Annotated in this window: 22 protein-coding genes; 18 read left to right on the forward strand and 4 right to left on the reverse strand. The window is 38.2% G+C overall.

Features of this window, described 5'->3' with window-relative positions; genetic code table 11:
- Positions 1–2: 2 nt before the first annotated feature.
- The 3 genes from ACYVE4_RS01405 to ACYVE4_RS01415 form a co-directional block, all read right to left on the reverse strand.
- Positions 3–1,016: a glycosyltransferase family 2 protein gene (locus tag ACYVE4_RS01405; protein ID WP_460995006.1), complete on the reverse strand. Its 1,014-nt coding sequence runs from the start codon at positions 1,014–1,016 to the stop codon at positions 3–5.
- The gene (locus ACYVE4_RS01410) at positions 1,013–2,629 is read right to left on the reverse strand and encodes a hypothetical protein (RefSeq protein WP_460995007.1); all 1,617 of its coding nucleotides are present in this window, start codon (positions 2,627–2,629) and stop codon (positions 1,013–1,015) included. The genes ACYVE4_RS01405 and ACYVE4_RS01410 overlap by 4 nt, the downstream gene beginning before the upstream one ends.
- A gap of 96 nt (positions 2,630–2,725) precedes the next feature.
- Positions 2,726–3,424: a hypothetical protein gene (locus ACYVE4_RS01415; protein WP_460995008.1), complete on the reverse strand. Its 699-nt coding sequence runs from the start codon at positions 3,422–3,424 to the stop codon at positions 2,726–2,728.
- 394 nt (positions 3,425–3,818) lie between these two features.
- Between ACYVE4_RS01415 and ACYVE4_RS01420 the strand changes: the two genes are divergently transcribed.
- The 18 genes from ACYVE4_RS01420 (at position 3,819) to ACYVE4_RS01505 (ending at position 24,644) form a co-directional block, all read left to right on the forward strand.
- A complete protein-coding gene (locus ACYVE4_RS01420; protein ID WP_460995009.1) occupies positions 3,819–4,928 on the forward strand; it encodes an acyloxyacyl hydrolase in 1,110 nt (369 codons plus the stop codon).
- Positions 4,929–5,485: 557 nt separating this feature from the next.
- Positions 5,486–6,328, forward strand: a complete 843-nt coding sequence (locus tag ACYVE4_RS01425) for a polysaccharide biosynthesis/export family protein (RefSeq protein WP_460995011.1) — start codon at positions 5,486–5,488, stop codon at positions 6,326–6,328.
- Between the two features lie 65 nt (positions 6,329–6,393).
- Positions 6,394–7,077, forward strand: a complete 684-nt coding sequence (locus tag ACYVE4_RS01430) for a sugar transferase (RefSeq protein WP_460995012.1) — start codon at positions 6,394–6,396, stop codon at positions 7,075–7,077.
- Between the two features lie 46 nt (positions 7,078–7,123).
- On the forward strand, positions 7,124–9,451 hold the full coding sequence (locus ACYVE4_RS01435) for a GumC family protein (RefSeq protein ID WP_460995013.1): 2,328 nt from the start codon (positions 7,124–7,126) through the stop codon (positions 9,449–9,451).
- A gap of 115 nt (positions 9,452–9,566) precedes the next feature.
- Entirely contained in the window at positions 9,567–10,511 is a 945-nt protein-coding gene (locus ACYVE4_RS01440; RefSeq protein ID WP_460995014.1) for a glycosyltransferase family 2 protein, read from the forward strand.
- On the forward strand, positions 10,504–11,142 hold the full coding sequence (locus ACYVE4_RS01445; protein ID WP_460995016.1) for a cyclase family protein: 639 nt from the start codon (positions 10,504–10,506) through the stop codon (positions 11,140–11,142). The genes ACYVE4_RS01440 and ACYVE4_RS01445 overlap by 8 nt, the downstream gene beginning before the upstream one ends.
- Positions 11,143–11,166: 24 nt before the next feature.
- Positions 11,167–11,850 carry an acylneuraminate cytidylyltransferase family protein gene (locus ACYVE4_RS01450; RefSeq protein ID WP_460995017.1) on the forward strand — a complete coding sequence of 228 codons (684 nt, stop codon included), beginning with the start codon at positions 11,167–11,169 and terminating at the stop codon, positions 11,848–11,850.
- Positions 11,847–12,794 carry a phosphoglycerate dehydrogenase gene (locus ACYVE4_RS01455; protein ID WP_460995018.1) on the forward strand — a complete coding sequence of 316 codons (948 nt, stop codon included), beginning with the start codon at positions 11,847–11,849 and terminating at the stop codon, positions 12,792–12,794. Before ACYVE4_RS01450 ends, ACYVE4_RS01455 begins: the two co-directional genes overlap by 4 nt.
- A 3-nt stretch (positions 12,795–12,797) precedes the next feature.
- On the forward strand, positions 12,798–13,526 hold the full coding sequence (locus tag ACYVE4_RS01460) for an SDR family NAD(P)-dependent oxidoreductase (RefSeq protein WP_460995020.1): 729 nt from the start codon (positions 12,798–12,800) through the stop codon (positions 13,524–13,526).
- Between the two features lie 2 nt (positions 13,527–13,528).
- Positions 13,529–14,986 (forward strand): MATE family efflux transporter, encoded by a 1,458-nt coding sequence (locus ACYVE4_RS01465; protein WP_460995021.1) that lies wholly within the window; start codon positions 13,529–13,531, stop codon positions 14,984–14,986.
- A gap of 4 nt (positions 14,987–14,990) precedes the next feature.
- A complete protein-coding gene (locus ACYVE4_RS01470; protein ID WP_460995023.1) occupies positions 14,991–15,860 on the forward strand; it encodes a 6-hydroxymethylpterin diphosphokinase MptE-like protein in 870 nt (289 codons plus the stop codon).
- An 802-nt stretch (positions 15,861–16,662) separates the two neighbouring features.
- The gene (locus ACYVE4_RS01475; protein WP_460995024.1) at positions 16,663–18,480 is read left to right on the forward strand and encodes a sialidase family protein; all 1,818 of its coding nucleotides are present in this window, start codon (positions 16,663–16,665) and stop codon (positions 18,478–18,480) included.
- A 1-nt stretch (position 18,481) separates the two neighbouring features.
- On the forward strand, positions 18,482–19,636 hold the full coding sequence (locus ACYVE4_RS01480) for an EpsG family protein (protein ID WP_460995025.1): 1,155 nt from the start codon (positions 18,482–18,484) through the stop codon (positions 19,634–19,636).
- Between the two features lie 11 nt (positions 19,637–19,647).
- On the forward strand, positions 19,648–20,535 hold the full coding sequence (locus tag ACYVE4_RS01485) for a glycosyltransferase family 2 protein (RefSeq protein ID WP_460995027.1): 888 nt from the start codon (positions 19,648–19,650) through the stop codon (positions 20,533–20,535).
- A 29-nt stretch (positions 20,536–20,564) separates the two neighbouring features.
- Positions 20,565–21,677, forward strand: coding sequence for a glycosyltransferase family 4 protein (locus tag ACYVE4_RS01490; protein ID WP_460995029.1), 1,113 nt, complete (start codon positions 20,565–20,567; stop codon positions 21,675–21,677).
- Positions 21,637–22,359 carry an acyltransferase gene (locus ACYVE4_RS01495; protein WP_460995030.1) on the forward strand — a complete coding sequence of 241 codons (723 nt, stop codon included), beginning with the start codon at positions 21,637–21,639 and terminating at the stop codon, positions 22,357–22,359. Before ACYVE4_RS01490 ends, ACYVE4_RS01495 begins: the two co-directional genes overlap by 41 nt.
- Positions 22,360–22,388: 29 nt before the next feature.
- Complete coding sequence (locus ACYVE4_RS01500; RefSeq protein ID WP_460995031.1) at positions 22,389–23,513, forward strand: DUF1972 domain-containing protein; 1,125 nt, start codon at positions 22,389–22,391, stop codon at positions 23,511–23,513.
- 30 nt (positions 23,514–23,543) lie between these two features.
- Complete coding sequence (locus ACYVE4_RS01505; protein WP_460995032.1) at positions 23,544–24,644, forward strand: glycoside hydrolase family 99-like domain-containing protein; 1,101 nt, start codon at positions 23,544–23,546, stop codon at positions 24,642–24,644.
- On the opposite strand, the gene ACYVE4_RS01510 is transcribed toward ACYVE4_RS01505, so the two are convergent.
- Entirely contained in the window at positions 24,638–26,146 is a 1,509-nt protein-coding gene (locus ACYVE4_RS01510) for a capsule assembly Wzi family protein (RefSeq protein ID WP_460995033.1), read from the reverse strand. The two genes, ACYVE4_RS01505 and ACYVE4_RS01510, sit on opposite strands and share 7 nt — an antisense overlap.
- Positions 26,147–26,168: the final 22 nt, after the last annotated feature.

Raw genomic sequence — 26,168 nt, forward strand, 5'->3', positions numbered from 1 at the left:
TGTCAGAGTCCTGATGAAATGTGAAGCTTTTCCGTGGGCAGGCTTACCCCGCTGGCAGTAGACGGGTACATCTTTCTGACAACATAGGGTTTTTTTTCCTGTCCCTCATAATATGTTCGCATCTGCAGTTCGGTCATGAATCCGATGCCGATGAATTGCAGGCCAGCTACTAGGAGAATGACACCTATTACCAGTGTAGCGTTTCCAGCTCCACTCAAGCCAAATGCCTGCTGGAGAAGCCAATAACCCATAATACCAGTGCCCGTGAACAGGCTGAGAAGTCCCCAGCCACCGAACAGGTGCATCGGTTTCTGAAGGTATTTTTTCAGGAACAGAATCAGCAACAGATCGCTCATTACTTTCAACGTACGATTCAGCCCGTATTTCGATTTGCCGGCGACACGTGGGTGATGTTTTACCGGCATTTGCTTCATCCGGGCACCTTCCAGATGGGCCAATACCGCAATAAAGCGATGAAGTTCACCGTAGATTTTCAACCGTTTCGCCAGATCCGCGCGAATAACTTTAAGTGCACAGCCGTAATCCGTCCAATGCAATCCGGTGGAGCTGGAAATGAGTTTACCCGCTAATCGACTAGGGAACTTCCGAATTAAGGCATTATCCTGCCGGTTGGCACGGACACCCGCTACCAGATCATAATCGCCCTGCTCGGCCAGACGAAGCATCGCCGGAATATCAGCCGGATCGTTTTGTAAATCCCCATCCATCGTGACGATGTAGTCGCCCAGAGCCGCATCAATGCCCGCTTGTAGCGCCAGGCTCTGCCCGTAATTTTTCTGCAAATCCAGAATCCGCAGATGATCATCGTCAATGGCCCGAAGTTCGTCCAGCGTTTGATCCGTGGAACCGTCGTTTACGTAAATTAACTCGTACTCGAATTCATGCAGTTCCTTATGAATTCGCTCAATCATAGGTAAATTGTTGCCTGCTTCGTTGTAAACACAAACGACGACGGATAGAAAAGGGCTTCGGGAGTCTCGAACTCGTTGGGTCACTTGCAATAGATGTCTGCGTTTATTTTGAGTTTCCAGTCAGGATCGTTTACCAGGTAATTGTTTTCGTGGAAGAGCCAGTTAGCACCACCATCCAGGCTGGCCCGAAGATCGTATCGACGCCCAAGTTGTAACTTATACGAAGTCAGTTTTCGGTTTGAATTCGTTACGGTAACCAGATCGCGCCAATTGCCTTTGCCTACGTCACTATACTGCGTTTTAATTAACGAAGGTACCGCCGATTCATCTAACGTTTTGCCCGCCGGGCAGGCATAAAATAACTCCAGACTAATTTTAGGCGGTACTGGTAAGCTGGCCAGATTGATCGCAACAGGCGTTTGATCGCAGGTAGTGCCCGGTGCGGATTCGGCAATGAGGCCACCGTTCGTTCCCTTACCCCAGGCATCGGTTTCGTCGAAAATCTGGAGTTTTAACTTACGGTTTTTCGACTGGTTGTAGATACTTATCGATACCCCATTATTCACATTTGCATAAAACGAACTTACCTGCTGACCAGTACTCACATCAATCAATTTGCATAAGTAATTGACATCCACGCCCGCCAGTTTACTATTGACCTTGAAGATGGGCCCTATGTCGCAAATCGACTCGGTCCACCCCACAACATAAGCACCAACAAACCGGGCACTGGCCAATAACTCAAACCGGGCCGTTTGGCTATTATAGCGAACAACGCCTGGCTTTTCGGCCTGCCAGCGGTTTATCAACTCATCGTAGCTGTACAACGGAATGGAATCCCCCGCCTGAATCGCCTTTTGGGTTACTACATTAAACGTTCCCGGATTCAGATCCATCGTCCACGGAATGGGTTGCGATAGAGTCATCGCCAGCGCATAACTTGGATTATAAACCTGCATCGTCACCGACCCCGCAATCGACAGAATTCGGAGCGTTCCCAGTGACGAGCTGCCATTTCTTGCCCCCACGTTCGACATCACGCCGTTACCGGGAATATAGCTGGTTGCATTATCGTTTCGGGCATTGGTATGAATTACTGCGAGCGTCAAATCGCCCCCGACGGCCTGCCCATCCCGATCCGTCAATTTTGTGCCCGATGGGATCGTTACCGTAGTTCGATCATTACCTGTTTCGGTCTGAATCGTTGTCGTGCTGAAGGTTGTCGTTACTGTTCCATCCGAACTCGCATTTCCGGCCGTACGGGCAACCGCCATTGTGCGGGGCGGTTTCATCATGTTGATCCACCGAATGTAGCGAACCTGATTGGCTAGACTGGTCAACGTATACGGCTGAATAATGGTCAGGTAATCAGGAGCTTCAACGACGGCTGAAAAGCGAAAGGGTTTCTGGCTGGAGATGGTGGCTAGGGGAGAAGCGGCTACGAAAAGAATCCCATCGGTATTGATTTTATAACTGGTGGTGTTGACCGTGTTGACGACCTCAGCGCCATTCGGTCCGGCCATCCTGATCAGCGACGGCTTGGGAAGCGGATTCCCCGCCGGATCATAAAAGCGGGATTCGATCACTCCAACCTGAATCGGATCTTTAAGGCCAAGTTGTACCCCGTCGAGTGGATTCTGGCAGGCTTCTACCGTAACCAGTAGAACCAGCAGACAGTAAATGAGATAACGCATCATGTGGAGGAATAAGCGAACGAGTGAATGAGTGAATGAGCGAACAAGTAGTGTATTTTATCTAGTATTCGCTCATTTACTTGTTCGCTCGTTCACTCGTTAAAGCTTATAGGTTAACGTCAGATTAAGAGAGGGCAAATACCGGTAATTGGATAAATTTCGCTCGATGATCGGAAGTTGCTGATCGAGCGTAGTCGTTTCCAGAAAGCCTTCGTATTGCACGTTTAGGCTGGGTTTGCCTAAATAATAAACGCCCATCTCGAAGCCGACGCCAAAGCGGCTTTTCGGAATACTCCGCCCAAATCCCCCGCCGAGATAGCCGACGACCGGATGCCACAGAATATCCAGTTTCACCGTCCCGACATCCTCCGGCGTCAGAATGATCCCGTCGAGATCCAGCTTATCCTGCGTGGTCAGCACAAAACTCAGATTCGGATGCCAGGTATAGCCAAGGCCACCGACCAGAAAAAACGAACTCCGCGCAAACGGATGCCATTTCACCGCAGCCTGCGCGATACCAATAGCCGCATCGGGCTTGATATCGATATACCCATCTGACGTGGCTTTTAACCGGATCGATTGTTGATAGGCAATGTACTGACCACCAATCCGCAAGGACAGCCGGTGCGATGGACTTAATACACGATTATAAAACAGACCGGGCCCCGTCGTACCAATCTGCGCACTAATCGACTGTTTAGCGCGATAATCAATTAGGGAATCAGGCGGAGGAAGTTGAGTGGAAAAAACAGCCTTACTGAACAGACTCAGTAAGACACTAACATAAATACGTAGCATACATAGTCTGGTTTATGATTTTTCTATATAATCCTCTACTGTGATAATATGTTACTACTATTTGAATTTTTATTTGTAATAAAATACGATTTTTTGTTTTAGTAAACTTCGAATACGAATATAGAGAAAGATTCCTACATGCAAAGACTGTTAGATAGATAAACGTAGCAGATAATCTAAGATTTTGCGTTCGCGATTAAGGTTTCCTGTTTGACGTCAAGTGCTTAAATAGATAGTATATTTTGTGCCCAAATCATGAGTGTATTTTGTCATACTGAGGAACGAAGTATCTTAAGACATCCAATTTTTGGTTATAAAACAGTAAGATGCTTCCTAATGTCAGCGTGACAAAAAAAGGCCTATATCCATATCCCATTTACTTGTACAACTTCTGATGAATTATACGATAGTGGTAAATGCTATCTGCATAGCTTGTTTACTAGGCTGCAACGTTCTAACAACATTTGGGCAGGAAATTAATCTGCGTGAGGAACGGGAGTTTGGCGTTATACCCTTGATTGGGCTAAATAAGCCAGATCGTATTATGCCAGCCTCTACGCAAGCACCAATAGGACTGGAATTGCGCTACAGTCGGCTGCACATGAGTCAGCAGTCCTGGGAGCAATGTCAGTGTTTTTTTCGATCGGGGGCATTTTTTAATACCTATTCCTTCCGAAATCCAGTAGCACTCGGGCAGTCATATGGTGGCGGACTTTTTTTTGAACCTGTTTTAGCCCAGGGTCCCCATTTAGGCTTATCCCTGCGAGCGCTGGCTGGTCTTACTTATGTTACTCGCTATCATGATCCAATTACCAATCCTGGTAATGATGCTTTTGGAACCCCACTGGAAGGGCTGATTGGCGTAGGGCTATATGCACGCTACACAATTGCCACAAACTGGCGTCTGCTGCTTGGTTTCGATTACAAGCACATATCAAACGCGGGTGTCAAGTTGCCAAATCAGGGTTTAAACATTCCCGCACTATCGATTGGTATTACTCGCTTTACGGGAGAAGGCAAGTTACCTAGTACACAGACCTGGGAACCCTCGAGGGCTTACAAGCGATGGATGTTTCGGGTAATGGCTTTAGCTTCGTTAAAAATTCTGGAAGGAACCGATAAAATCCCCGATCAGAGTTATCCTATTTATGGCCTAAACTTATTGGCAGGTTATCATCTAACCCGCAGCCATGTGCTCTCTGGCGGCATTGAATTGGTAGACGACCACTATTTTAAGGAGCAAATTAATCGCTGGACAAAGGGGCAGAATATTGCTTACCGGCAAGGAACAATCCTGATTGGCTATGAATTCTGGCAGGGGCATTTTTCGTTTACCGCCCACTGGGGCTGGAATATTGTGCGTCCGTTATGGTATAAACCGGCTAATTATCAGAAGTATGGCCTCCTCTATCGGTTCACAAATGGTTTAACGGGCGGAGTAGCAGTAAAAGCTTACGGAGACGATACGAAAAATTTTCAGGCAGTAGTAGGAATGACGTTTTAAACCCAATATAACAGTTATTTGCTTTGAGTAATTGCCTTTGCTACTAAGAAGTCTTTTGGCATCGCAATGAATGGAATAAGCTTAACTCTAACCAAAAGCACAGCACAGTATTGAACTATATGGCTTAATTGTACAATTCGTAGATTATAAATCAAGTTTCTGCAAGATATACTAAAAATTGTAATTGTAAATATAATTATTTATTATTGATATGAAATTGAAATAAAGTAAACTAAAAGAATTTTATTGATTTACTTTATTTTAAAATTATATATAAACATTGGTTATAAGTTGTCTGTTAAGTCAAACTTAATGTAAAAATAATCCTGTTTTGAGTGTGAAAAAACAGTATATTATTAGGTTTAACTGCCATTTTGCCAATGAAATTTGTCTTTTTTTATAAAAAAATCGGGATTGGCACTTGTTTTATATGGATTAGCGGTATACTTTTGAATTGAGGATACTCAATAATTTCTTCCATAGTATAAGGCTTATACATCAGATTTGTAGTTTCTATAAGTAGTAATACTTAATAACTTTTGTTATCACTCTTGTCAATGATTATCCCTATAAAGTATACTTTTTCACTTAAAAGAATAGTATTTGTTCACGGGCATATGAGGCTGTTTTGTTGGCTTATTTGTTTATGCGGTTGTCTGTCTAGCTGTATTTCTAGTAAGGAATTAGCCTTATACCAGAAAAGTGAAGGAGGGAGTGACGCTATTATGATAGCTGCTCGCTATATACCGACTATAAAAGCTGGTGACGTCCTGTCTGTACAGATTAGCAGCCTTAGTCCCGAAGCCACAGCTTTTTTCAATCCGTACGCAACAATCAATATGGCAGAAAGAGCTGGAATGCAACAACCAACTACTGCAACGCCGTTACCATATATACCAGGTTATTCAGTTAATGAGGAAGGTCAAATTGAATTACCAATCATTGGCAAACAAACAGTCCAAGGATTGACGAATAGTCAGGCAGCAGCACATATCAGAGAAAAGCTGCTGAATTACTTAAAGGAGCCAACCGTTAATGTTCGTAATTTGAATTTCCAAATTACGGTTTCTGGCGAGGTAGCCAGACCTGCTCTTTTTGCTATTCCAAACGAACAGATTTCGCTGCCAGCCGCATTAGGATTGGCCGGTGATATCACCATCTTTGGTCGACGGGATAATGTTTTAATTATCCGTGAAGAAAATGGTCAACGGACATTTAATCGTATTGACCTGACAAAACGTGACATTTTTAAATCACCGTATTATTATCTACACCCAAATGATGTTGTGTATGTAGAGCCTGGCCGGGCTCGTGTGAATAATGCAGACCAGACATTTCAATTATTGCCTATTATTATTAGTGCTCTATCGTTTGTTGCTATTATCGCTACCCGATTCTGATCCCTCGATAAAGGATTTTATTTCTTCTTGTACTACATCCATACATATTCAACCCAGGCTATTTTATGATTTCATTAGACTCCTCTCATTACCAGAAAGTAAAGCCTAAACTTCTAAATGAGAATCTGTATGGCATAGATAGCCAGCAGACTTGGTATACACAGTACGGTAAGCGCATCTTTGACATAACGGTTGCGTTGTTTGTGACGGCTTTTGTGCTTTCCTGGATGGTTCCGGTCATGGGGATTATTATTTGGGCAACTTCACCAGGACCTGGTTTGTTTGTGCAACTCAGAACCGGTCGAAATGGGCGCATGTTTCGCTGCTTCAAGTTTCGGACCATGTATTATGAAAAGAACCCGGAATTCGCTCAGGCAAAGTTGGGAGATTCTCGAGTAACCCAGATTGGCCAGTTCTTACGTCGAACGAACCTGGATGAAATGCCCCAGTTTCTAAATGTATTACTGGGCGATATGAGCGTAGTTGGACCACGCCCTCATGCGATTCAACACGATAGCCAATTCTGGCATGAAATCGATAACTATCCTGTCCGATATAGTGTGCGGCCTGGAATTACGGGGCTCGCTCAGGTGCGCGGAGCGCGTGGTGAAACGGAGACACTAATAAAAATGAAGCATCGGGTTCGGTATGATTTGCATTATGCGAAACGACGATCTCTGGCTATGGATATTAAGCTTTGCTGGATGACCATAAAGCCAATGATCCGCGGTAATGTGAATGCCTGGTAAACCGACGCGTTATACATTTTCTGGTTATAAAAACTTTAATTATACAATGAACAATCCATCTAATAATTATACATACGTACCATACCAAACGGTTAATGCCGATGCTGTTAATCTAAGGGCAATCGTCTTCCGTTATCTCCGCAACTGGTACTGGTTTGTCATATCAACCTTCTTGCTTATAGCAGCGGCTTATATCTTTTTGCGTTATCAGCCGCCCGTTTATAAAAGCACCGCCAGTTTGTTAGTGACGGATGAAAAGAAAGGGATCGATGCAGAAAATATGCTGAAGGAATTAGAGATGTTTGCTCCTAAAAAAGTAGTGGAAAACGAGATCGAGATATTGAAATCGTACACACTGATGGATAAGGTAGCAAAACAACTTAACCTGAACGTGCTTTATTTTGAAGATACACCTTATGGTAAACGAGAAATTTATGAAAAATCGCCAATTCGGTTGATCATCGAGCAAGCGAAACCAGCCCTTTATGACGAAGACTTCCTAACAATACGTTTTCTGGATAGCCATAGCGTTTCCATCAATGATAAGTCGTATCCACTGAATACGAGTGTACAAACTCCTTATGGCCGTTTACGTGTTTTTAGCCGTAGGTCAGTTAATAGTCAAACTAACCCATTGTATATTAAGACAATAGGCCAGACCACGCTAGTTAATGAGCTGGTAGAAGATTTAAAAGCGGAACCAACCAGCAAGGCATCTACAGTCATTTCTCTAAGTCTGGAAACAAACGTTGCGGATAAAGGAGAAGCCATTTTAAATCGACTAATCGATGTATATAATGAAGCGGCCGTGATTGACAAAAATAGAGTAGCTGCGAATACGTTAAATTTTATAGAAGATAGACTAACGCTCATTTCAGGTGAATTAGCTACAGTCGAAAAGGGGGTAGAAGCCTATAAGTCAAGCCAGGGAATAACGGATCTTAGTACGCAGGCGCAGACTTTTCTACAGACAGTTCAGCAAAATGATACTCAACTTAGCCAAGTCAATGTTCAACTTGGGGCGCTAAATGATTTAGAGCGATACATTAGCCAACAACCGGGTAATCGGGGGGGGACACCTGCCACATTGGGCTTAAGTGATCCTATACTGCTGGGACTCATTGAGAACATGACGAAGCTGGAAGCACAGCGTGACCAGTTAGCCCGAACTACTTCTGAAATGAACCCTCTTCTCCAGACGATTGACAGTCAGATCAAATCCACAAAATCAAGCATAACTGAAAACGTGGCTACGATGAAGGAAATGCTGTCAACAGCAAAAAAACAATATACAGCTACGAATGCTAAAATGGAGGGCGTTATTCGTACAATTCCCAAGAAGGAACGCATTCTGATGGATATTACCCGACAACAGGCAATTAAAAATAATCTATATACATACCTGCTACAGAAACGTGAGGAAACGGCTGTCTCCTTTGCTTCGACTATTGCTGATTCTCGCACCATTGATGCTGCTCGTAGTAACGAAAAACCGGTTAAACCCAATAAGCCAATAATTTACTTACTATTTGCTTTAGGTGGTTTGTTAGTGCCAATTGGGGTAATAGCTTCAAAAGATGCTATGAATAATCGAATTATGCGTCGGAAAGATGTTGAAGAAAGCACGCATGTTCCCATATTAGGTGAAGTTGTTAAGAAACAGCAGTCAGAGGCTATTGTTGTAGCCTCTCGAAGCCAATCCATTATCGCTGAGCAGATTCGGGCCTTACGGACTAATTTACAGTTCTTACGAGAAAACCGGGAAGGAAGTCAGGTGTTACTCTTTACATCCAGTATTAGTGGTGAAGGGAAATCGTTTGTTTCCTTAAATCTTGGTGCCAGTTTGGCTTTAGTGGGTAAACGAACCGTTATTTTGGAAATGGACTTGCGCAAACCGCGATTGCGTGAATCACTGGCTGGTTTCCCGGTTGGTCTCGGTTTGAGCAATTATTTAATCGGCGAAGCAACCCTTAGCCAGGTAGTGCAACCCATACCTGATCAAGAGAATTATTTCATTATAACTTCTGGGCCTTTACCGCCAAACCCTTCTGAACTTCTGAGCGGCCCTAGATTAGAACAACTCATTAGTGAATTGCGTGAGCATTTCGACTATGTAGTTATTGATGCTCCACCGATCGGGTTGGTAACGGATGCCCAAGTGATTGCTCCTTTTGCCGATGCTACGCTATTTATGGTACGCCATGATGTGACGCCTAAGAATTATCTGAAGATGATCGAAACCTTGTATCAGGAAAAGCGATTTAACAAGCTCAATATTGTTATGAACGCTGTAGGCGATGGAGATGAACAATACTATAGCTACGGGTACAGAGGAAATGGCTATGGTTATGGCTATGGAAATAAAAAGAAATAATTATAGTATTTAACAAGGTCTTATAGTAGTAAGAAATCATTGCTATTAGTTAACTATTATAATCTACTGGCGAGTAACCTAGTCCAAGCTAAAGGGCTATAAATGCCTGTAAACGATGAAATGTAGTATTATCATACGAGCCTTTAATGAAGGAAAGCATATTGGTAAGCTAATCGATGGTATTGCTAGTCAGGAAACTAGCCACTCTATCGAAATTATTCTGGTAGATTCTGGATCAACGGATGACACTGTACAAATTGCAGAAAGTAAAGGGGTTCTTTGCGTTCATATTCGACCAGACGAGTTTTCTTTTGGAAGAGCTCTTAATATAGGATGTCAACGAGCTACTGGTGAAATATTGTTATTTGCAAGTGCGCACGTTTACCCAGTATATACAAGTTGGATCGATAAAATGCTTGCTCCATTTGCTGATAACAAAGTGGCTTTGAGCTATGGTCGTCAGATTGGAAACAAATTCAGTAAGTTTTCAGAACATCAGCTATTTGCCAAATGGTTTCCAAAGGCATCGAATTACAATCAATCGATACCATTCTGTAATAACGCAAATACAGCCATACGTCGTACTCTATGGGAACAAATGCCTTACGATGAATCACTGACTGGATTAGAAGATTTACATTGGGCAGAAGCTATACAACAACAGGGGTATAAGATTGCTTATGAGTCTGATGCGGTTATTGTGCATGTTCATGAAGAAACACCTAGGAAAATATATAATCGATACTACCGCGAAGCAATCGCTTTCAAACGTCTTAAGCCCCATGCTCAATTTACGTTATGGAATTTTATTTATCTGTCCATATCGAATATACTAAGTGATTATAGTGCGGCCATACAAAAAGGTGGTTTCTTTAGAAATTTCTTTGACATTGGCATTTTTCGAATTCTTCAGTTCTGGGGCACTTATCAAGGTTATCGATTTGTCGGTACGCTTGACCGAACACTCCGGGAGCGGTTTTACTACCCGAATGAATTCTTTATTCGTGAAAAGGCTAGCCAACCTATTCAGCCTTTCATGAAACAGATTGCTTATGAGTAACAATGCATTCATAGATATTTCCGTAACATTAAATTCTTCACTTCCAACTTGGCCAGGGAGTATAGGTGTTCATACCAAAGCAATACATACAATTGGGGTAGATTCGTATGCTAATGTCAGTAGATTGGATATGGATGTGCATACCGGTACGCACCTTGATGCTCCCCTTCATTTTGTTGCTGGTGGTGCTGATACAAACTCTTTTGAATTATCTACCTTGATTGGTGTCTGCCGGGTAGTTCATATTCCTGATGTGGATGTAGTTACCAGTGCGATATTAAATGAATATATAGGTACACGAGTTCCAAAGCGGTTATTACTGCGTACTGATAATTCTAATAGTCAATGGAATGAGAAGCCATTCTACTCGTTGTTTATTGCCTTATCTGCTGATGCTGCGGAATGGGTTGTGGAAAAGAAAATTGAATTAATAGGGATAGACTATTTATCCATTCAGTGTTATAACGATCCACCCGATACTCATCAGATACTTTTACACAATCAGGTGATTATACTAGAAGGTATTTATTTGGGGCACGTTGAGCCTGGAGATTACCAACTGATATGCCTTCCAATAAAAATAGAAGGCGTAGAAGGCGTTCCTTGTCGAGCAATCCTATATCAAAATTGATCAACTTTTGTAGATAAATTATTTATGCCGTATTCTGTCGCAGCTATTGTACCTATGCGTCATTCGAGTGAACGCGTTCCTGGGAAAAATTATCGAGATTTTGCTGGTAAACCCTTGTATCAGCGCATTATCGATACATTACTTGAATGTCCTTCGATTACTCAGATCGTCATAGATACGGATAGCCCGGTTATTATTGAACAGGCGCAAACGCTCTATCCGACGGTGACAGTTCTTGAGCGACCGGAGCATTTGCGCGATGGAGCTATACCAATGAATAATGTACTGCTCAATACCTGTAACCAGATAGGGTCCGATTTTTATCTGCAGACGCATAGCACAAATCCGCTTCTATCCGCTGAAACAATTGAAAAAGGACTCAAACAATTTCTTAGCCAATATCCAATATACGATACGTTCTTTGGCGTAACCCGAATGCAGGTTCGACTTTGGGATCAACTTGCAAGAGCCGTCAATCATAATCCTAATATTTTGCTACGTACGCAGGATTTACCACCTATATATATGGAAAATTCCTGTATGTACCTCTTCAAAAAGGAAACGCTAATTCAGAAAGGCAATCGCATAGGAGACCGCCCATTCATGTATGAAATACCTGAAATTGAGGCTCAGGATATTGATGTCGAGCTGAATTTTAAAGTTGCCGAGTTTTTATTTACCGAACTGTATCCTGAATTAGTTGTATGAAAGTTCTGATTACATGCCCTCCTATGCTTCGGCAATTGCCTGAGTTTTTACCTATTTTCGAAAAAGCAGGACTAGAAGTATTAGCACCAAATGTAGTTCAAATTTTAACGGAGGAAGAATTAATCGATCTGGTGCCTACAGTTGATGCCTGGATTATTGGTGATGATCCGGCTACTGAACGCGTTTTTAAAGCTGGAAAGGCTGGAAAACTGAAGGCCGCTGTAAAATGGGGAGTTGGGGTAGACAATGTTGATTTCAATGCCTGTAAAGCTTTAGGCATTCCGGTTATAAATACCCCGCAAATGTTTGGTGCCGAAGTAGCTACTATTGCAGTTGCTTATGTACTTGGATTAGCCCGGCAAACCTATTATATCGATCGCGAAGTTAAAGCTGGAAATTGGGTAAAACCGGCTGGCATGTCTTTAGAAGGTCTCACAGTAGGTTTAATCGGGTTCGGGGATATTGGTAAAGCAACAGCCCGGTTTTTGAAAGCGTTTGATATGCACATTAATGTGTATGATCCGTTTGCAAACAAAACCAAGTCCGACGAGGAAAATTATTCATTCTTGGCGTTTCCTGATGATATAGAAAAAGCGGACTTTGTTGTTACAACCTGCGCCTTAACTCCCGCAACAAAATACATGATTAACGCTGAAAGTATTCAGCGAATGAAAGATGGGGTTAGAATTGTCAATGTTTCCAGAGGCCCAATTATTGAAGAAACGGCACTGGTTGCAGCGTTAAAATCGGGCAAAGTTCATTCGGCAGGCTTAGATGTCTTTGAAATAGAACCATTACCGCTTGACTCCGAGCTTCGTCAGTTTGACCGTTGCATTTTCGGAACGCATAATGGTTCCAATACTATTCAGGGCGTTCGTCGAGCAAGCCATCAGGCAATCAAATCATTATTTGAGTTTCTGGAAATTGCAGAACCCGTACAATAACCTATGAAAAAAGTATTAATAACTGGCGTATTAGGAGGTATTGGCAGTGCCTTAGCTCAATCTTTTCGCGAAGATGGCTATTATGTGTACGGTCTGGATGTTCGACAAACAGAAGCACATCAAGCTGATCAATTAATACAATTTGATCTCTATCAGTTTAGTACGGATGAAAGCTATCGGACGGAGTGGCAGCTTAAATTTCGTGCTTTAATTCCTGAGCTTAATGTATTGATTAATAATGCAGCAGTGCAATTATTAGACGGTTTAGACCATCTAAAACTTAACGATTGGAATCATACGATAGCAGTAAATCTGACGGGCCCCCTATTACTCAGCCAGCATTTTTTAGATCAATTAGAAGAAGTTAATGGGTGCATCATTAATATTGGTAGCATTCATCAGCAACTGACAAAACGGAAATTTATTTCCTATGCTACCTCGAAAAGTGCGCTTATTGGATTAACAAAAGCATTAGCCGTTGACTTAGAAGGACGCGTTCGAGTAAATGCCATTTCTCCCGCTGCCATTGAAACGGATATGCTCTTAGCCGGTTTTAATGGGAATCCCGAAGCACTAGATGAATTACGCAAAATACATCCTGTACAGCGGATTGGTTTTCCAAAAGATGTTGCAAAGCTTGCCATGTTTTTAGCATCTGAAAATTCAGGTTTTATTCATGGCGCAAATCTTACATTAGATGGAGGAATAAGTTCGGTATTAAAGGATCTTTAGAGATGCAAAGTATAAGTATATATCCTAAAACTTTAGCAGTAAAATTATGGCAATCTCCTACATTTAATACTTGGGCAAGTCTTCTTGCTCGATCTTTAAATTTAGTAATATTAATTCCTTTCATCTTAAAAAGATTCTCACCTGCTGAAATATCTCTTTGGTATCTTTTTAGTACAATTATTGGATTAAATTTAATGCTTGATCTTGGTTTTAATGCAACTTTTACTCGATTTATTGCATATGCAATGGCTGGTAAAAAAGATAAAAATCAAGGAGGAAACAATTCTATTAGTTTGCCAACAGATTCGCATGAAAATTATTTATCTAGAATAGTAGGGACACAGCAAGTGCTGTTTAGGTGGATGACTTTATTTATTTTTGCTCTATTAATTACTATTGGGACACTATCTGTACTACATCCTATATCCCTATTGAAAAATCCCTTAAATGGTTGGTATGCATGGGTTATCGTTATAGTAGCAACTACAATTAGCTTCAGAGGAAACGTATTTTCAATATATCTACAAGGAATAAATAAGATTACAGAACTTAGACGATATGAAACTTTTTTTTCGCTAGCTGCTATTTTGTCAAGTATAATAGTATTATCTCTAAATCCTAGTTTGTTAAGTCTAATAGCTGTAAATCAATTTTGGATAGTGGTTTCAGCTCTAAGAAATAAGTGGCTTAGCTTTCATTATCATGAAAATATTTTTATAAAAAATGCTGTTTTTGTTTTTGATAGGGAAATATTCAAAGAAACTTGGCCAAGTGCTTGGAGAAGCGCCGTAGGTGTTTTAATGTCGTATGGAGTTATTCAAAGTAGTAGCTTAATATATGCACAAAGTAATCAAGCGGAAGATGTATCGTCTTATTTATTTGCTATGCGCATAGTGCAAATAATTATAACTTTTTCACAGGCTCCCTTTTACAGTAAGTTACCATTACTTGCTCGTTTGTATGCCCAGAACGACTTTAATCAAATAGTTAGTCTTGCCCGAAAAGGCATGATGAGAGCGCATTGGACATTTGTGATTGGTTTTATTGGTGTAGCACTACTAATGAGACCAGCTATGAAAATTATTGGTAGTAATATAAATTTTGTAGATACTAACTTATGGATATTAATCGGATTAGGCTTTTTTATAGAACGATATGGAGCAATGCATTTGCAATTATACAGTATATCGAATAAAATAATATGGCATATTGCAAATGGCGTTACCGGAGTTATTTATATATGTCTGGCTATTCTTTTATATAAACAAATAGGCGTATATGCTTTTCCTATATCTATATTAATCAGCTACCTGTGCTTTTATTCATGGTATACAAGCTATAGATCATATAAAACTTTCCATTTGTCATTTTTTAATTTTGAACTCCGCACATCGATATTTCCTTTAATTGCCCTTATTATAGCTTCGTTAGTTTCCGTATCCATCAATCTAAAATTATAAAGTTATGAAAAAGATATTGAAAGCTGTTGCACTTCCAATATATCATATATTTGTTGAGAAGGATTCTTATTCAATGAATACTTCTATTTTAAGCCAAATTTGGTATAGTACATGTTTTAGACTGTCTAGTCTTGGAATACATTTAACAAAGAGTCAAAAAGTTCTTGCCTCATTAAAAGATAAATACAAAGGTCAACGCTGTTTTATTATTGGTAATGGCCCTTCGTTAAATAATCTGGATTTAACAAAACTCAAAAACGAATATACCTTCGGGGTAAATGCTATTTATCTTAATTATGATAAAATGGAATTTCATCCTACGTTTTACGTAGTAGAAGATTATTTAGTGGCTGAAGATAGAGCAGATGAAATAAATGCATATTCAGATCCTCAGTTAAAATTCTTTGGAACTTATTTAAGCTATGTACTAAAAAAAGATGAAAAGTCAGTACATATGAATGTTTTAAGGAATTATGAAGACTCTAACTACGAGCCTATGTTCTCGCAAAACTGCGTTAGATATGTAGGTGTTGGAGGCAGCGTCACATATATATGCCTTCAGCTGGCATATTACATGGGTTTTGAAAAAATATACATGATTGGGTTTGATCATAGCTATCGTGTACCTGATGAAGCGAAAGTATCTACCAACTCAGTAATTGAATCGACAACTGATGATATAAATCATTTTGCTCCAGGATATTTTGGAAAAGGATATCGTTGGCATGATCCTAAAGTTGATCGTATGGAAGGGGGATTTATGAAAGCGCGTGAACAATTTGAGAAAGCAAATCGTAAGATTTTTAATGCTACTGCTGGTGGTAATCTTAATGTCTTTGAACGAGTTGATTATAATTCTTTGTGGCAACCTTAAATTACAGGTAATATTTTAAGATCAATTGAATACTATTATATCCTTATTGTTATTATGGTTATAGTCACTAAATAAAATAAATAAAAACCACAATTTCTAAAGTAAAAAAGCAAACGATTCTATGTACGTATAGGCTAATAGTTGTATTATCTATCTGTTAATAGAAAGTCATAAAGCTGATAACGTACTGTGATTCCTTCTGTAAAATACCTTAGTTAAGCTTAATGGTTAAAATAGGATAAGGATTTTGTTAAGGGCCAGTCTGCTTAACTAAATTAGGACTTATTAACTTAAATTTAACCTAACAGAAATTATAAAACGCAATTGAAGTTGTCCGTTTCCTAAATCTTTACTCGCTATCGTCTACATATCAGCTATTAAATGATATATATAGCAGTGGTAATCTTGACTACTTTCTATTAAATCTACTTTAAATATCACATTGTCAATTAAATAATAGTTTATTAAGTCGCCCTGTGTTGAAATTAAGTGTCCTGAAAAGTGGTAAATGTTGACATAGTAAATTGGATATTTTTGTACAGGTTGAATCTAGTTTGTTAATATTTCGAGAATATATGACATATAAGAGTATGAGTAAAAGTACTTAAATAAGTTATGATTTAATTTATTTAAGTACTTTGTTTATTGGTCAGTAACAAATATATAAAAGACCAAGATAAATCCGTATTTTGGTCTGTTTAGAACCACGCACTCAATTGGATTGATTTAATTGTGTATCCAATTAGGCTAAATGGTTACTATTTGTACTTATTAACCAATAATAATAAACATAATACCTAAAATGAACCTAAGTAACTTATTATGCCTAATTCTACTTACATTCTTTTTCGCCACATGTACCACCATTTACCCTGATGCTTTAGAAAAAATCGATCCAGAAGCTTACTCCGCTGAAGCGATCAACTTGGGTTTTAAAATCGATAACCCCACTTTAAAATCTAGAGATGCAGATTATAGTAAAACAATATTTAGTGCATCTTATGTCGACCAACCATACACGGTTGTTTTACCAAGTGGTAAGTGGTTTTGCGTTTTAACATTAGGTGTTGCGGCAGAGGGAAGTGATGGTGAAACTGTTAAATATAGTATAAGTGAAAATAAAGGAATTAGTTGGTCGATGCCGAAGGTGGTTGAAAGCGATACACTTAGGTCTGCCTCTTATGCCATTCCTTATTTAGCTCAAAATAAAAGGCTATATGTTATTTATAATTTTAATGGTGATAATGTAAGACAGTTAAATGGAAAGAAAATTCGGAATGATATGCTGGGTTGGTGTTGTTATAGATATTCTGATGATGAAGGGAAGACCTGGTCCAGCAGATATCGAATTCCAATACCTGTGACAAAGGCAGATACGGAAAATGATTGGCAGGGAAAGGTCCAAATGTTCTGGAGTGTAGCTAAACCTATCAGAACAAAAGATGGTATGTATTTTAATTTTAGTAAAATAAAAAAATACGTTATTGACGATTCAGAGGGCTGGGTAATGTTCTCTCCAAATATAGATTATGAAAATAAAGCAGAAAACATCATTTGGAAAATGTTGCCTGGCAATGATACAGGTTTAAAAACAGAAGCCTTAGGTAGATGGCAGGAAGAACATAATATGGTTGAGTTAAGTGATGGAACTTTATATTGTGTTTTTAGAACTGGAATGGGTTACGCGGGATATGCAGTAAGTAGTGACAAGGGGACTACTTGGAGCACTGGGGCACCAATCACGTTGGAAGATGGGACAACACTACGCCATCCTAGGGCCTGTGTGCGTATCTGGAAATGTAAGAATGGAAAGTATTTATTATGGTGTCATAATAATAGCCAGGGTCTTCGAAATCCTGCATGGATAATGGGAGGTGTTGAACAAAATGGCTCAATAAAATGGTCGCAACCTGAAGTGATCCTGTATAAAAAAGACCGAAAGGGACAGCTGACTTATCCAGATTTATTAGAAGATAATAATCAATATTGGATAACAGTTACTCATAAAGATAAAGCAACTATAAGCCAAATTGACCCATATTTATTGGAAGCGATATGGAGCCAAGGAACCGTGAAAGATCTTGTAAAAGACAATTTGGCATTTGATCATATTAAAGACCGTACTAATTTTTTACAAAAAGTTACCGTGCCTAGACTCGACCAAGGGGGATTTTCAATCGAGATTAAACTTAAGTTTAATAAGTTTAATTATGGAGAAATTTTGGTTGACAATAGAAGTTTGGATTCATTAGGTAGACAAAAAGGGATTGTTGTACTTGTTGGAAAAGAACAGAATTTAATTTTACAATTAAATAATGGGATTGAGAAATTATATCTGAACACCGATATCAATGGTATGCAGGCAAACAAAATATATAACGTTGGCTTTGTTGTGGATGGTGATGCTGGAATAATAAGTTCAACTATTAATGGGAAACTGTGCAGCAAAGCCTATACTTATACAGGCTGGCAACCACTTCGTAACAATGATATTGATATAAATAGTAATGCAAATGTAAAAATCAGCTCTACGTTTTCAGGGACGATAAATGCAGTGCGCATTTACAATCGTCCATTGTTAACATCTGAATTGATGTCTAATTTTTTATCCGATCAATAAAATGGAAAGTGCTTATATAGTGTATACATGCTTAATGCTATTTACGATTATCTTCTCCATCCCTGTATTGGCTTTTAAGCCAATAGGGATGGTAAGTGATAATCGATACGAGGTATTATACAAGGATAATCGATTTAAGACGATTTTAGTCATCTTAATTTATACCCTAGTCATTGGGCTTCGTTATAATGTGGGAAAAGATTATACAGCTTATTTGGATTGGTATAAAGAATTATTTAGGTATGGGCATTTTTTAGAAGATAAAGAACTTGGCTATGTTCTATTGAATGAGGTATTATACTGGCTGAATGCTCATTACTCTTTTTTATTTATATCATTAGCTTTTTTACAAATATTTTTTCTTTTTAAAGCCCTTGAGCGCTTTAAATTTATTTTGCCTTGGTATCTTTTTTTCTTCTTCACTACATTATTAATGTTTAGTAGCATGAATATCATGCGTCAAACATTAGCCTATTTTATATTATTCTATTGTATAAATATATTAGAAGAAAAGAAATACATTAGTGCTCTCTTTTTCTTTTTACTTGCGTTGAGCTTTCATACAAGTGTGCTATTAGTTGCATGGTTATATCCATTTTTAAAATTTAATTGGTTTAAAAATAGGATTATACAAGTATGTTTATTGATATTTTTTACTTTTTTTTCAACTAACATTCTCTCTTTGTTAACTTTGGTTAGTTCACCTATAACTGGTTCTCTAGGAAACTATCAATATTATCTTGAAAACAGCGACCAAATGCAGGAATTAACAGTTGAAAATGCAAATGGATTAGGATTAGGTAAATATTTGTGGTTTTTTATAGACTCAATCATTATATACTATAGTTTAATACTTAAGGAAAGATTTAAGTATTATTCTTTTACTAAATTTTATAATCTATATTTTTTAGGTGTCTTACTGGAAAAGATGTTCAGTGGTAACTTTATATTTTTAAGAACTAATGATTACTTTTTGAACTTTAGAGTAGTAATATTAAGTTTTCTGTGTTTTTATCTTTTTAATAAAGAAAATAGACAAATACATAATTTAATTGTAGGGGGGGGGATATTGATCACAACACTTTTCTTCTTTTATAGAGGGATATATAATTCTGCTGCTCAGTGTTCACCTTTTCAGTTAATATTTAGTGAGTAATTTGAAATAATATGACTAGTTTTTCAATACCTGTCTCAATTATTATAGCCACTTTTAATAGAGCTGATTTATTAAGGGAGACTCTAAATAACTTAATCTTTAATTATGGAGATATATTAGGTAAAACAAATTCGGAAATATTAGTTATTGATAATAATAGTAAGGATAACACTGAATCAATTGTTAATAACTTTGGTCAAATGTACCCTTTTGTGAAATATTATCTTGAATTATCTCAAGGCTTATCTTACGGACGAAATAGGGGTATTCAAGAAGCTAAAAATGAATACTTAATTTTTGCTGATGACGACATTGAAGTTGATAAATTTTGGTTGCAAGAATCCATTAACCCATTACTAAATAATTCTGAAATCGGTGTGGTAGGTGCAAAAGTTGTTCCTTTTAATCATGATGTGCCTGATTGGATACCCTCTAAATATTTTTGGCTAATCGGTATTACAGATTTAGGTAATACTAAACGTATAGTTAATTATGTTATGGGAGCAAGTATGGCCATGCGTAAATCAATATTCAGTGAAATTGGACTGTTTGATGCTACCTTAGGACGGACAGGAAACCAATTGCTTGGAGGTGAAGAAACAGATTTACAAAAGCGCATGCGAACAAAAGGATATAAAGTTTACTATAATCCTGATGCATTAGTATATCATAAAATTACAACCAAATTAAACGAAAACTATATTCTGAAATTTGCCTACCTTGACGGTGTATCAAATAAGCGTATAGATAGTAAAACGACAAAATTCCGTTATTTACTTAAATCTACTTATGGCTTTCTTACATTATATATATTTTTACCTCTTAAAAAAATATATACTAACCCGATAGAAATAAATATTCGGAAAAGGTATTTTGAAGGTTATTTAGCGCAAGAATAAAGTAAAATACATTAAAGTTTACCTGAGAAATGAGAATAGGAATTGATGCTAAATGGTATTTTAATGGCCCGCCGAGCGGGCAAGTAGTAGTCAAAAATTTGGTAGATAATATTATTTTGAGTAACCCTTCATTCAAGATCTATTTATTTATAGATAAAGCTAATAAAAAAGATGCTAGTAAATTGTGGGGTGAAAAAGTTACTATAATACCTACTCTTACAACGCCTAACTTGTTTTCTAATCTTTTTTTACTTCCTTATTTAAGTTGGAAGTTTAAACTTGATATAGTATTATTTCAAAACTTTGCAGGATTTCTATTTAATAAATGTAAAGGGATTGTATATATTCATGATATTCTTTTTCTAGACTACCCTTCGTTTTATAGCTTAAAAGAGAGATTGTATTTGTCACCAATCCGATTCTTAGCTAAAAGAGCAAATTATATTATTACTATTTCCAAAAGTGAAAAAGAACGATTAATTAGACATAAAATTGGTAAAGTCGATAATATTGATGTAATATATCATGGAGTAAGCCAAAGCTTTAAACCTATTTCTAATTATTCTGAAAATCAGTTAGAATCTTTTGAAAATAAATATCAGATTCCTGAGCGCTACCTTTTGTATGTTGGTAGGATTAATATTAGAAAGAATTTGCTTAATCTGATAAAAGCGCTACCTTACTTGCGCGATAAAAAAATAAAACTTTTAATTGTTGGAGGAGTAAATCATAAAAATATCAATTTGTCTAATACAATAAAAGAGTACAATCTAGAAGAAAGGATACAATTTACTGGACATATACCAGAAAAAGATTTATACATTCTTTATGCGCGTAGTACGTTATTTTGTTTTCCTTCATATGCAGAAGGATTTGGGTTGCCTCCTTTAGAAGCAATGAAGTGCGGAATTCCAGTCATTACATCTGATAGAACTTCTTTGCCAGAAGTCTGTGGAACTGCTGCACTTTATGTAAATCCAGATAACCCCAAAGATATCGCTAATAAGATTGATATGTTGCTTTTAGACCCTGTAAAGTATGCGCAAAAAAGCCAAGAATCTTTATTGCATAGCAATAATTTTACTTGGGTAAAATCATCACTTGAAATTATTAGAACTTTTGAGAAGAATTATGACTCTTGAGAAGTTAATAAGATTTTTAAAGAATGATCCTTCTTATAAATGGGAGTCTTCTTATTCATTATACGAACTAAGTATAATTTCATTCAATCGATTAATTCAAATTTTGAGAGGGTTACCTCTAAAATTCTTACTTAAGAGTTCTAATGGTGTAATTTTTAGGGGAAAAAATGTTACTTTAAAGCATCTTCGTTCTATTACTTCGGGACGTAACTTAATTCTCGATGATAATGTAAATATTGATGCACTATCGTTCAATGGTATTCAATTAGGAAACGATGTTACTATCGGTAAAAATTCTATTATTGTATGTACAGGCGTAATAGCTCAAAAAGGTATAGGAATCAAAATAGGTAATGGTGTAGGTCTTAATGCTCGTGTCTTCTTAAGTGGTCAAGGGGGAATAGATATTGGCGATAATGTGATCATTGGTCCGGATGTGAAAATATTTTCTGAAAACCATCTTTTTGAAAAGGCCGATGTTTTGATAAAAAAGCAAGGTGTTAAAAGGATTGGTGTAACTATTGAAGAAGATTGTTGGATAGGTTCAGGAAGTATTATTCTAGATGGAGTAACTATTCAACGTGGTTGTGTTATTGCAGCAGGAAGCGTTGTTACCAAATCTTTTTCTGAAAATCTTATCGTAGGTGGGGTACCAGCTAAGGTAATACGTAATCGAATTTGAAAGGTATTTTTAATATCTATTTCTAAAAAATGAAAATTGGCATAATAGGTACTCGAGGTATTCCAAATAATTATGGTGGATTTGAACAGTGCGCTGAGTATTTGGCAGTTCAGCTGGTGAAAGACGGCCATAATGTATCAGTATATAATTCTCACTATCATACTTATCAAGAAAAGATTTATCAGGGAGTGCATATTATCCACTGTTATGACCCGGAAAAGTATTTTGGTTTGGCTGGCCAATTTATCTATGATTTTAACTGCATCCTAGATGCCAGAGGACGTAATTTCGATCTAGTCTTGCAACTTGGTTATACTACGAATTCTATGTGGGGTTGGATGCTTCCTTCTAAACCTGTTATTGTTACTAATATGGATGGAGTAGAATGGATGCGTAGTAAATACCCTCCATTGATTCAGCGTTATTTAAAACTAGCCGAGCGGTGGGCTGTGAATACAAGTGATTACTTAATAGCGGATTCAGTTGGAATTCAACAGCACCTGAGTAAATTTTATAGTAAGCCCTCTACTTATATACCTTATGGCTCTTATGTATTTGATGCACCCGAAGAGAGTACTATTAAAGAATATAATGTGGCCCCGTTTCAGTATGATATGTTAATTGCCAGACTACAATCTGACAATAGTATTGATGTAATTTTAGAAGGCGTTTCAGCTGCAGTTAGCAAGAGACCGTTTTTAGTAATTGGCAATCATAAAACAAAGTATGGCCAATATTTAGTTGATAAGTATAAAAATTTTACAAATATTATTTTTTTGGGTGGTATCTATGATTTAAATAAGCTTGATAATTTGCGGTATTTTTCTAACTTGTATTTTCATGGTCATCGAGTCGGTGGTACAAATCCTTCTCTGCTTGAAGCAATGGGATCCAGCGCTTTGATTTGTGCTTATGATAATGTATTCAATAAAGCAATTTTAGGCAACGATGCTTTCTACTTTATTACTATGTCAGATGTAACAAAAGTTTTGGATAGTTTTCACAAGAGATCTGACTCGGAAGTACTCGAGGTTAATCGAAAGAAGATTCGAGAAATTTACCATTGGCCGATAATAACTGCCCAATATGAAAAGTTATTCAGAGAGGTCGTCTCTTCACCTGCAAAGCTGGAGGAACAAGCTACTCTGAATTAAGCTGTCTAATTTTTGTCATGCTATTCGTAAATGCCTACTATTCGTTCAATAATTACCTACCTGTTTGTGTCACTAGTAGTAGGGGTAATAAGCGCTCAGAAGAGTATTAGAACTATTGGTATTCACGCTAAAGTTCAATTAGGTGCATACTATTTTGACGGTTGGTCAGGATTGACTAGCGGACATATTACAGAAGCTTTACTTGACAGTTTCCCTGAGCGTAAGCCTATTTGGGGCTGGCTTACTAGTTCGCCAGCTATTGTACAAAAGCAGATTGATGCCGCAGCTAATGCGGGTATTTCATTTTTTAGTTTCTGCTGGTATCCAACCAGCCAGAATAACAAAACTTCTCAGACGAATCCTCTTAATCGAGCTTTAGGGTTTTATTTAAAAGCACCTAATCAGAAGCGTTTAAAGTTTTGTTTGATGGTTGCTAATCATCAAGGCTTTTTTATTGGTCCGTCAGAATGGAAAAATGTGTCTGAAGCTTGGCTCACTTTGTTTAAGCAGCCACAGTATATTAAAGTAAATGGGAAGCCATTGCTAATATTTTTTACAATCAATTCCCTTTTACAAAAATTTGGTAATGCCCAAGCTGTTCACCAGGCACTTGATAGTTTACGAACGGCAGCTCAGGGTCAAGGACTGACCGGTGTGAGTATAGCTGTCTGTCAGGCAGGGAGCAAAGAAGATCAGATACTTGCCAGACAGTGTGGAGTTGATATATTAACAGGCTATAACTACCATAGTGCTGGGTTCAGAAGAAATAATCAAGTTGTACCAATTGATAGTTTAATCGTTGGTAGCCGTCGTATTTGGAATCAGTTTATTGAGTCGCCAGTACCCTATATACCTGTTGCTACTTTAAACTGGGATCCTCGTCCTTGGGCTGCAACTAATAAATCGTATGCTAATTCCTCACGATATACAGGATATAGTTCAGGTTCTGTATATCGCTCTATTACTGATGCTATTAAATGGATAAATCAGCATCCCAACAATACGCCTAAAGAGCGTATTATTTTAACCTATGCCTGGAACGAAAATGGTGAGGGGGCTTGGTTGACTCCTACTGAAAGTCAACCTAACCTATTAGAGGGGGTTAAGAAAGCGGTCACTAATTCTTATTGAATTTGTTTTCGAATACGAAACCAACCACCAATGTTATTAGTGAGCCACTGCCCCTGATCCATAGCAACTGCTAAACCGAGCTGCGTGCCCCCAAGCCATTGGACAGGTAGATTAAAGTCTACTAAGCCAGAAAATTGAGAGCGTGGCGTTCTAGGGTCGATAGTAATTGGACGGCCGTAGTTTTGGCTAAAGGAAAAAAGCGCTCTAAGTTGTGGACCAGACCTCCATTCACCAAGTAAGCCAAGATGTCCTACTTGAACTCGATTATTGCTAATCATTAACAGACCACTATTCTTGAAACCTCCTTTGAGGTTATGGAGGTCTTCTCGCGAATCAAGCCAGCGTGTCATAAAAGGAGTTCCTATAATCCGTTGTCGGTGCGTCCATCCATCAACATACTGATAATTATTAAAATAGTCGTCAGCGCCATTATAGAGTCGGCTGCCAATATCAAAATTAAATCCAGTTTGATCCAATGTTGTTAAAAATTCGGCTGTTACCTGCATAACCCGGAAGCTTCCCGATTCATTTGCCTTTTTATTTTTCCAACGAATACCATATAGACCATCAGGCATATTCTGAAACGCAACTCCCGATTTATCTTCAAAAGGATGTTGATAGTATAGAAACCAATTGGATAAACTATTATCTATTTCCAATGCTAAATCAATCGAGCCTAGATGATTACCAGCCTGATTGGATAAGTCAAAGGCACTATATAAAGTGGTATCAACAGGGGGTTGGCGAACCAACACAATATCTTTATAAGTAGATAGTGAACTTGGGATTTTTCCATTAACAGTTACTCCATTTTTTAAAACACTTGAAGAGCCTCCCCATTGCGCATGGTGAGTAACCCCACCGTATAGCCGTACCCGATTCTGAGCAAGACTTATTCGGATAAATAGTGCCTTTTGATGTAAAAATGAGTTTTGTATAGAATCCGTGTTGCTAAACCAGCCGTGAGCATACAGGGCATTTACAGCGACAATGCCCTTTGTAAATCCTAAAGGTACGTACCCACGCGTACCCAGCTGTATCTTATACAATGGCAAAGCATTCCCTGACCATGAATATGAGCCTGAGGTTAAGAGTGTATCGACTAAGCCAAACAATTCACGTCGTCGGCCAGCATAAAGCTCAAAATTCTTTGAAAATACACTGACATAGGCCACGGGCAAAAGCACGTTCGATGTACTTCCGACATTAGCTACACCCTCGATAGCTGCTTTAATATTGAATTTATGAATTTGCTGAAGGTTACCAAACTGTTTAGTTAAACCTACACGCACAATACCAGCTGATCCTTTAAGTGGAACAGTACCATACTGGCGTGAGCGAAACCAAAATGGGCTTTGTGAAGTTGACGAACCTATTCCACCAAGCTCAATAATCAAGGCTTGTTTTGCAGTTAGTGTATCTGGAATTGCTTGCCCATAAATTGAGTAACTTGTAAATAAAACTAATAATAAAATAGAGAAAGAACGAACAAATAAAAACATTGAATTGCCTCTTTTTTTAATT

The organism is Spirosoma harenae, assembly GCF_054776975.1.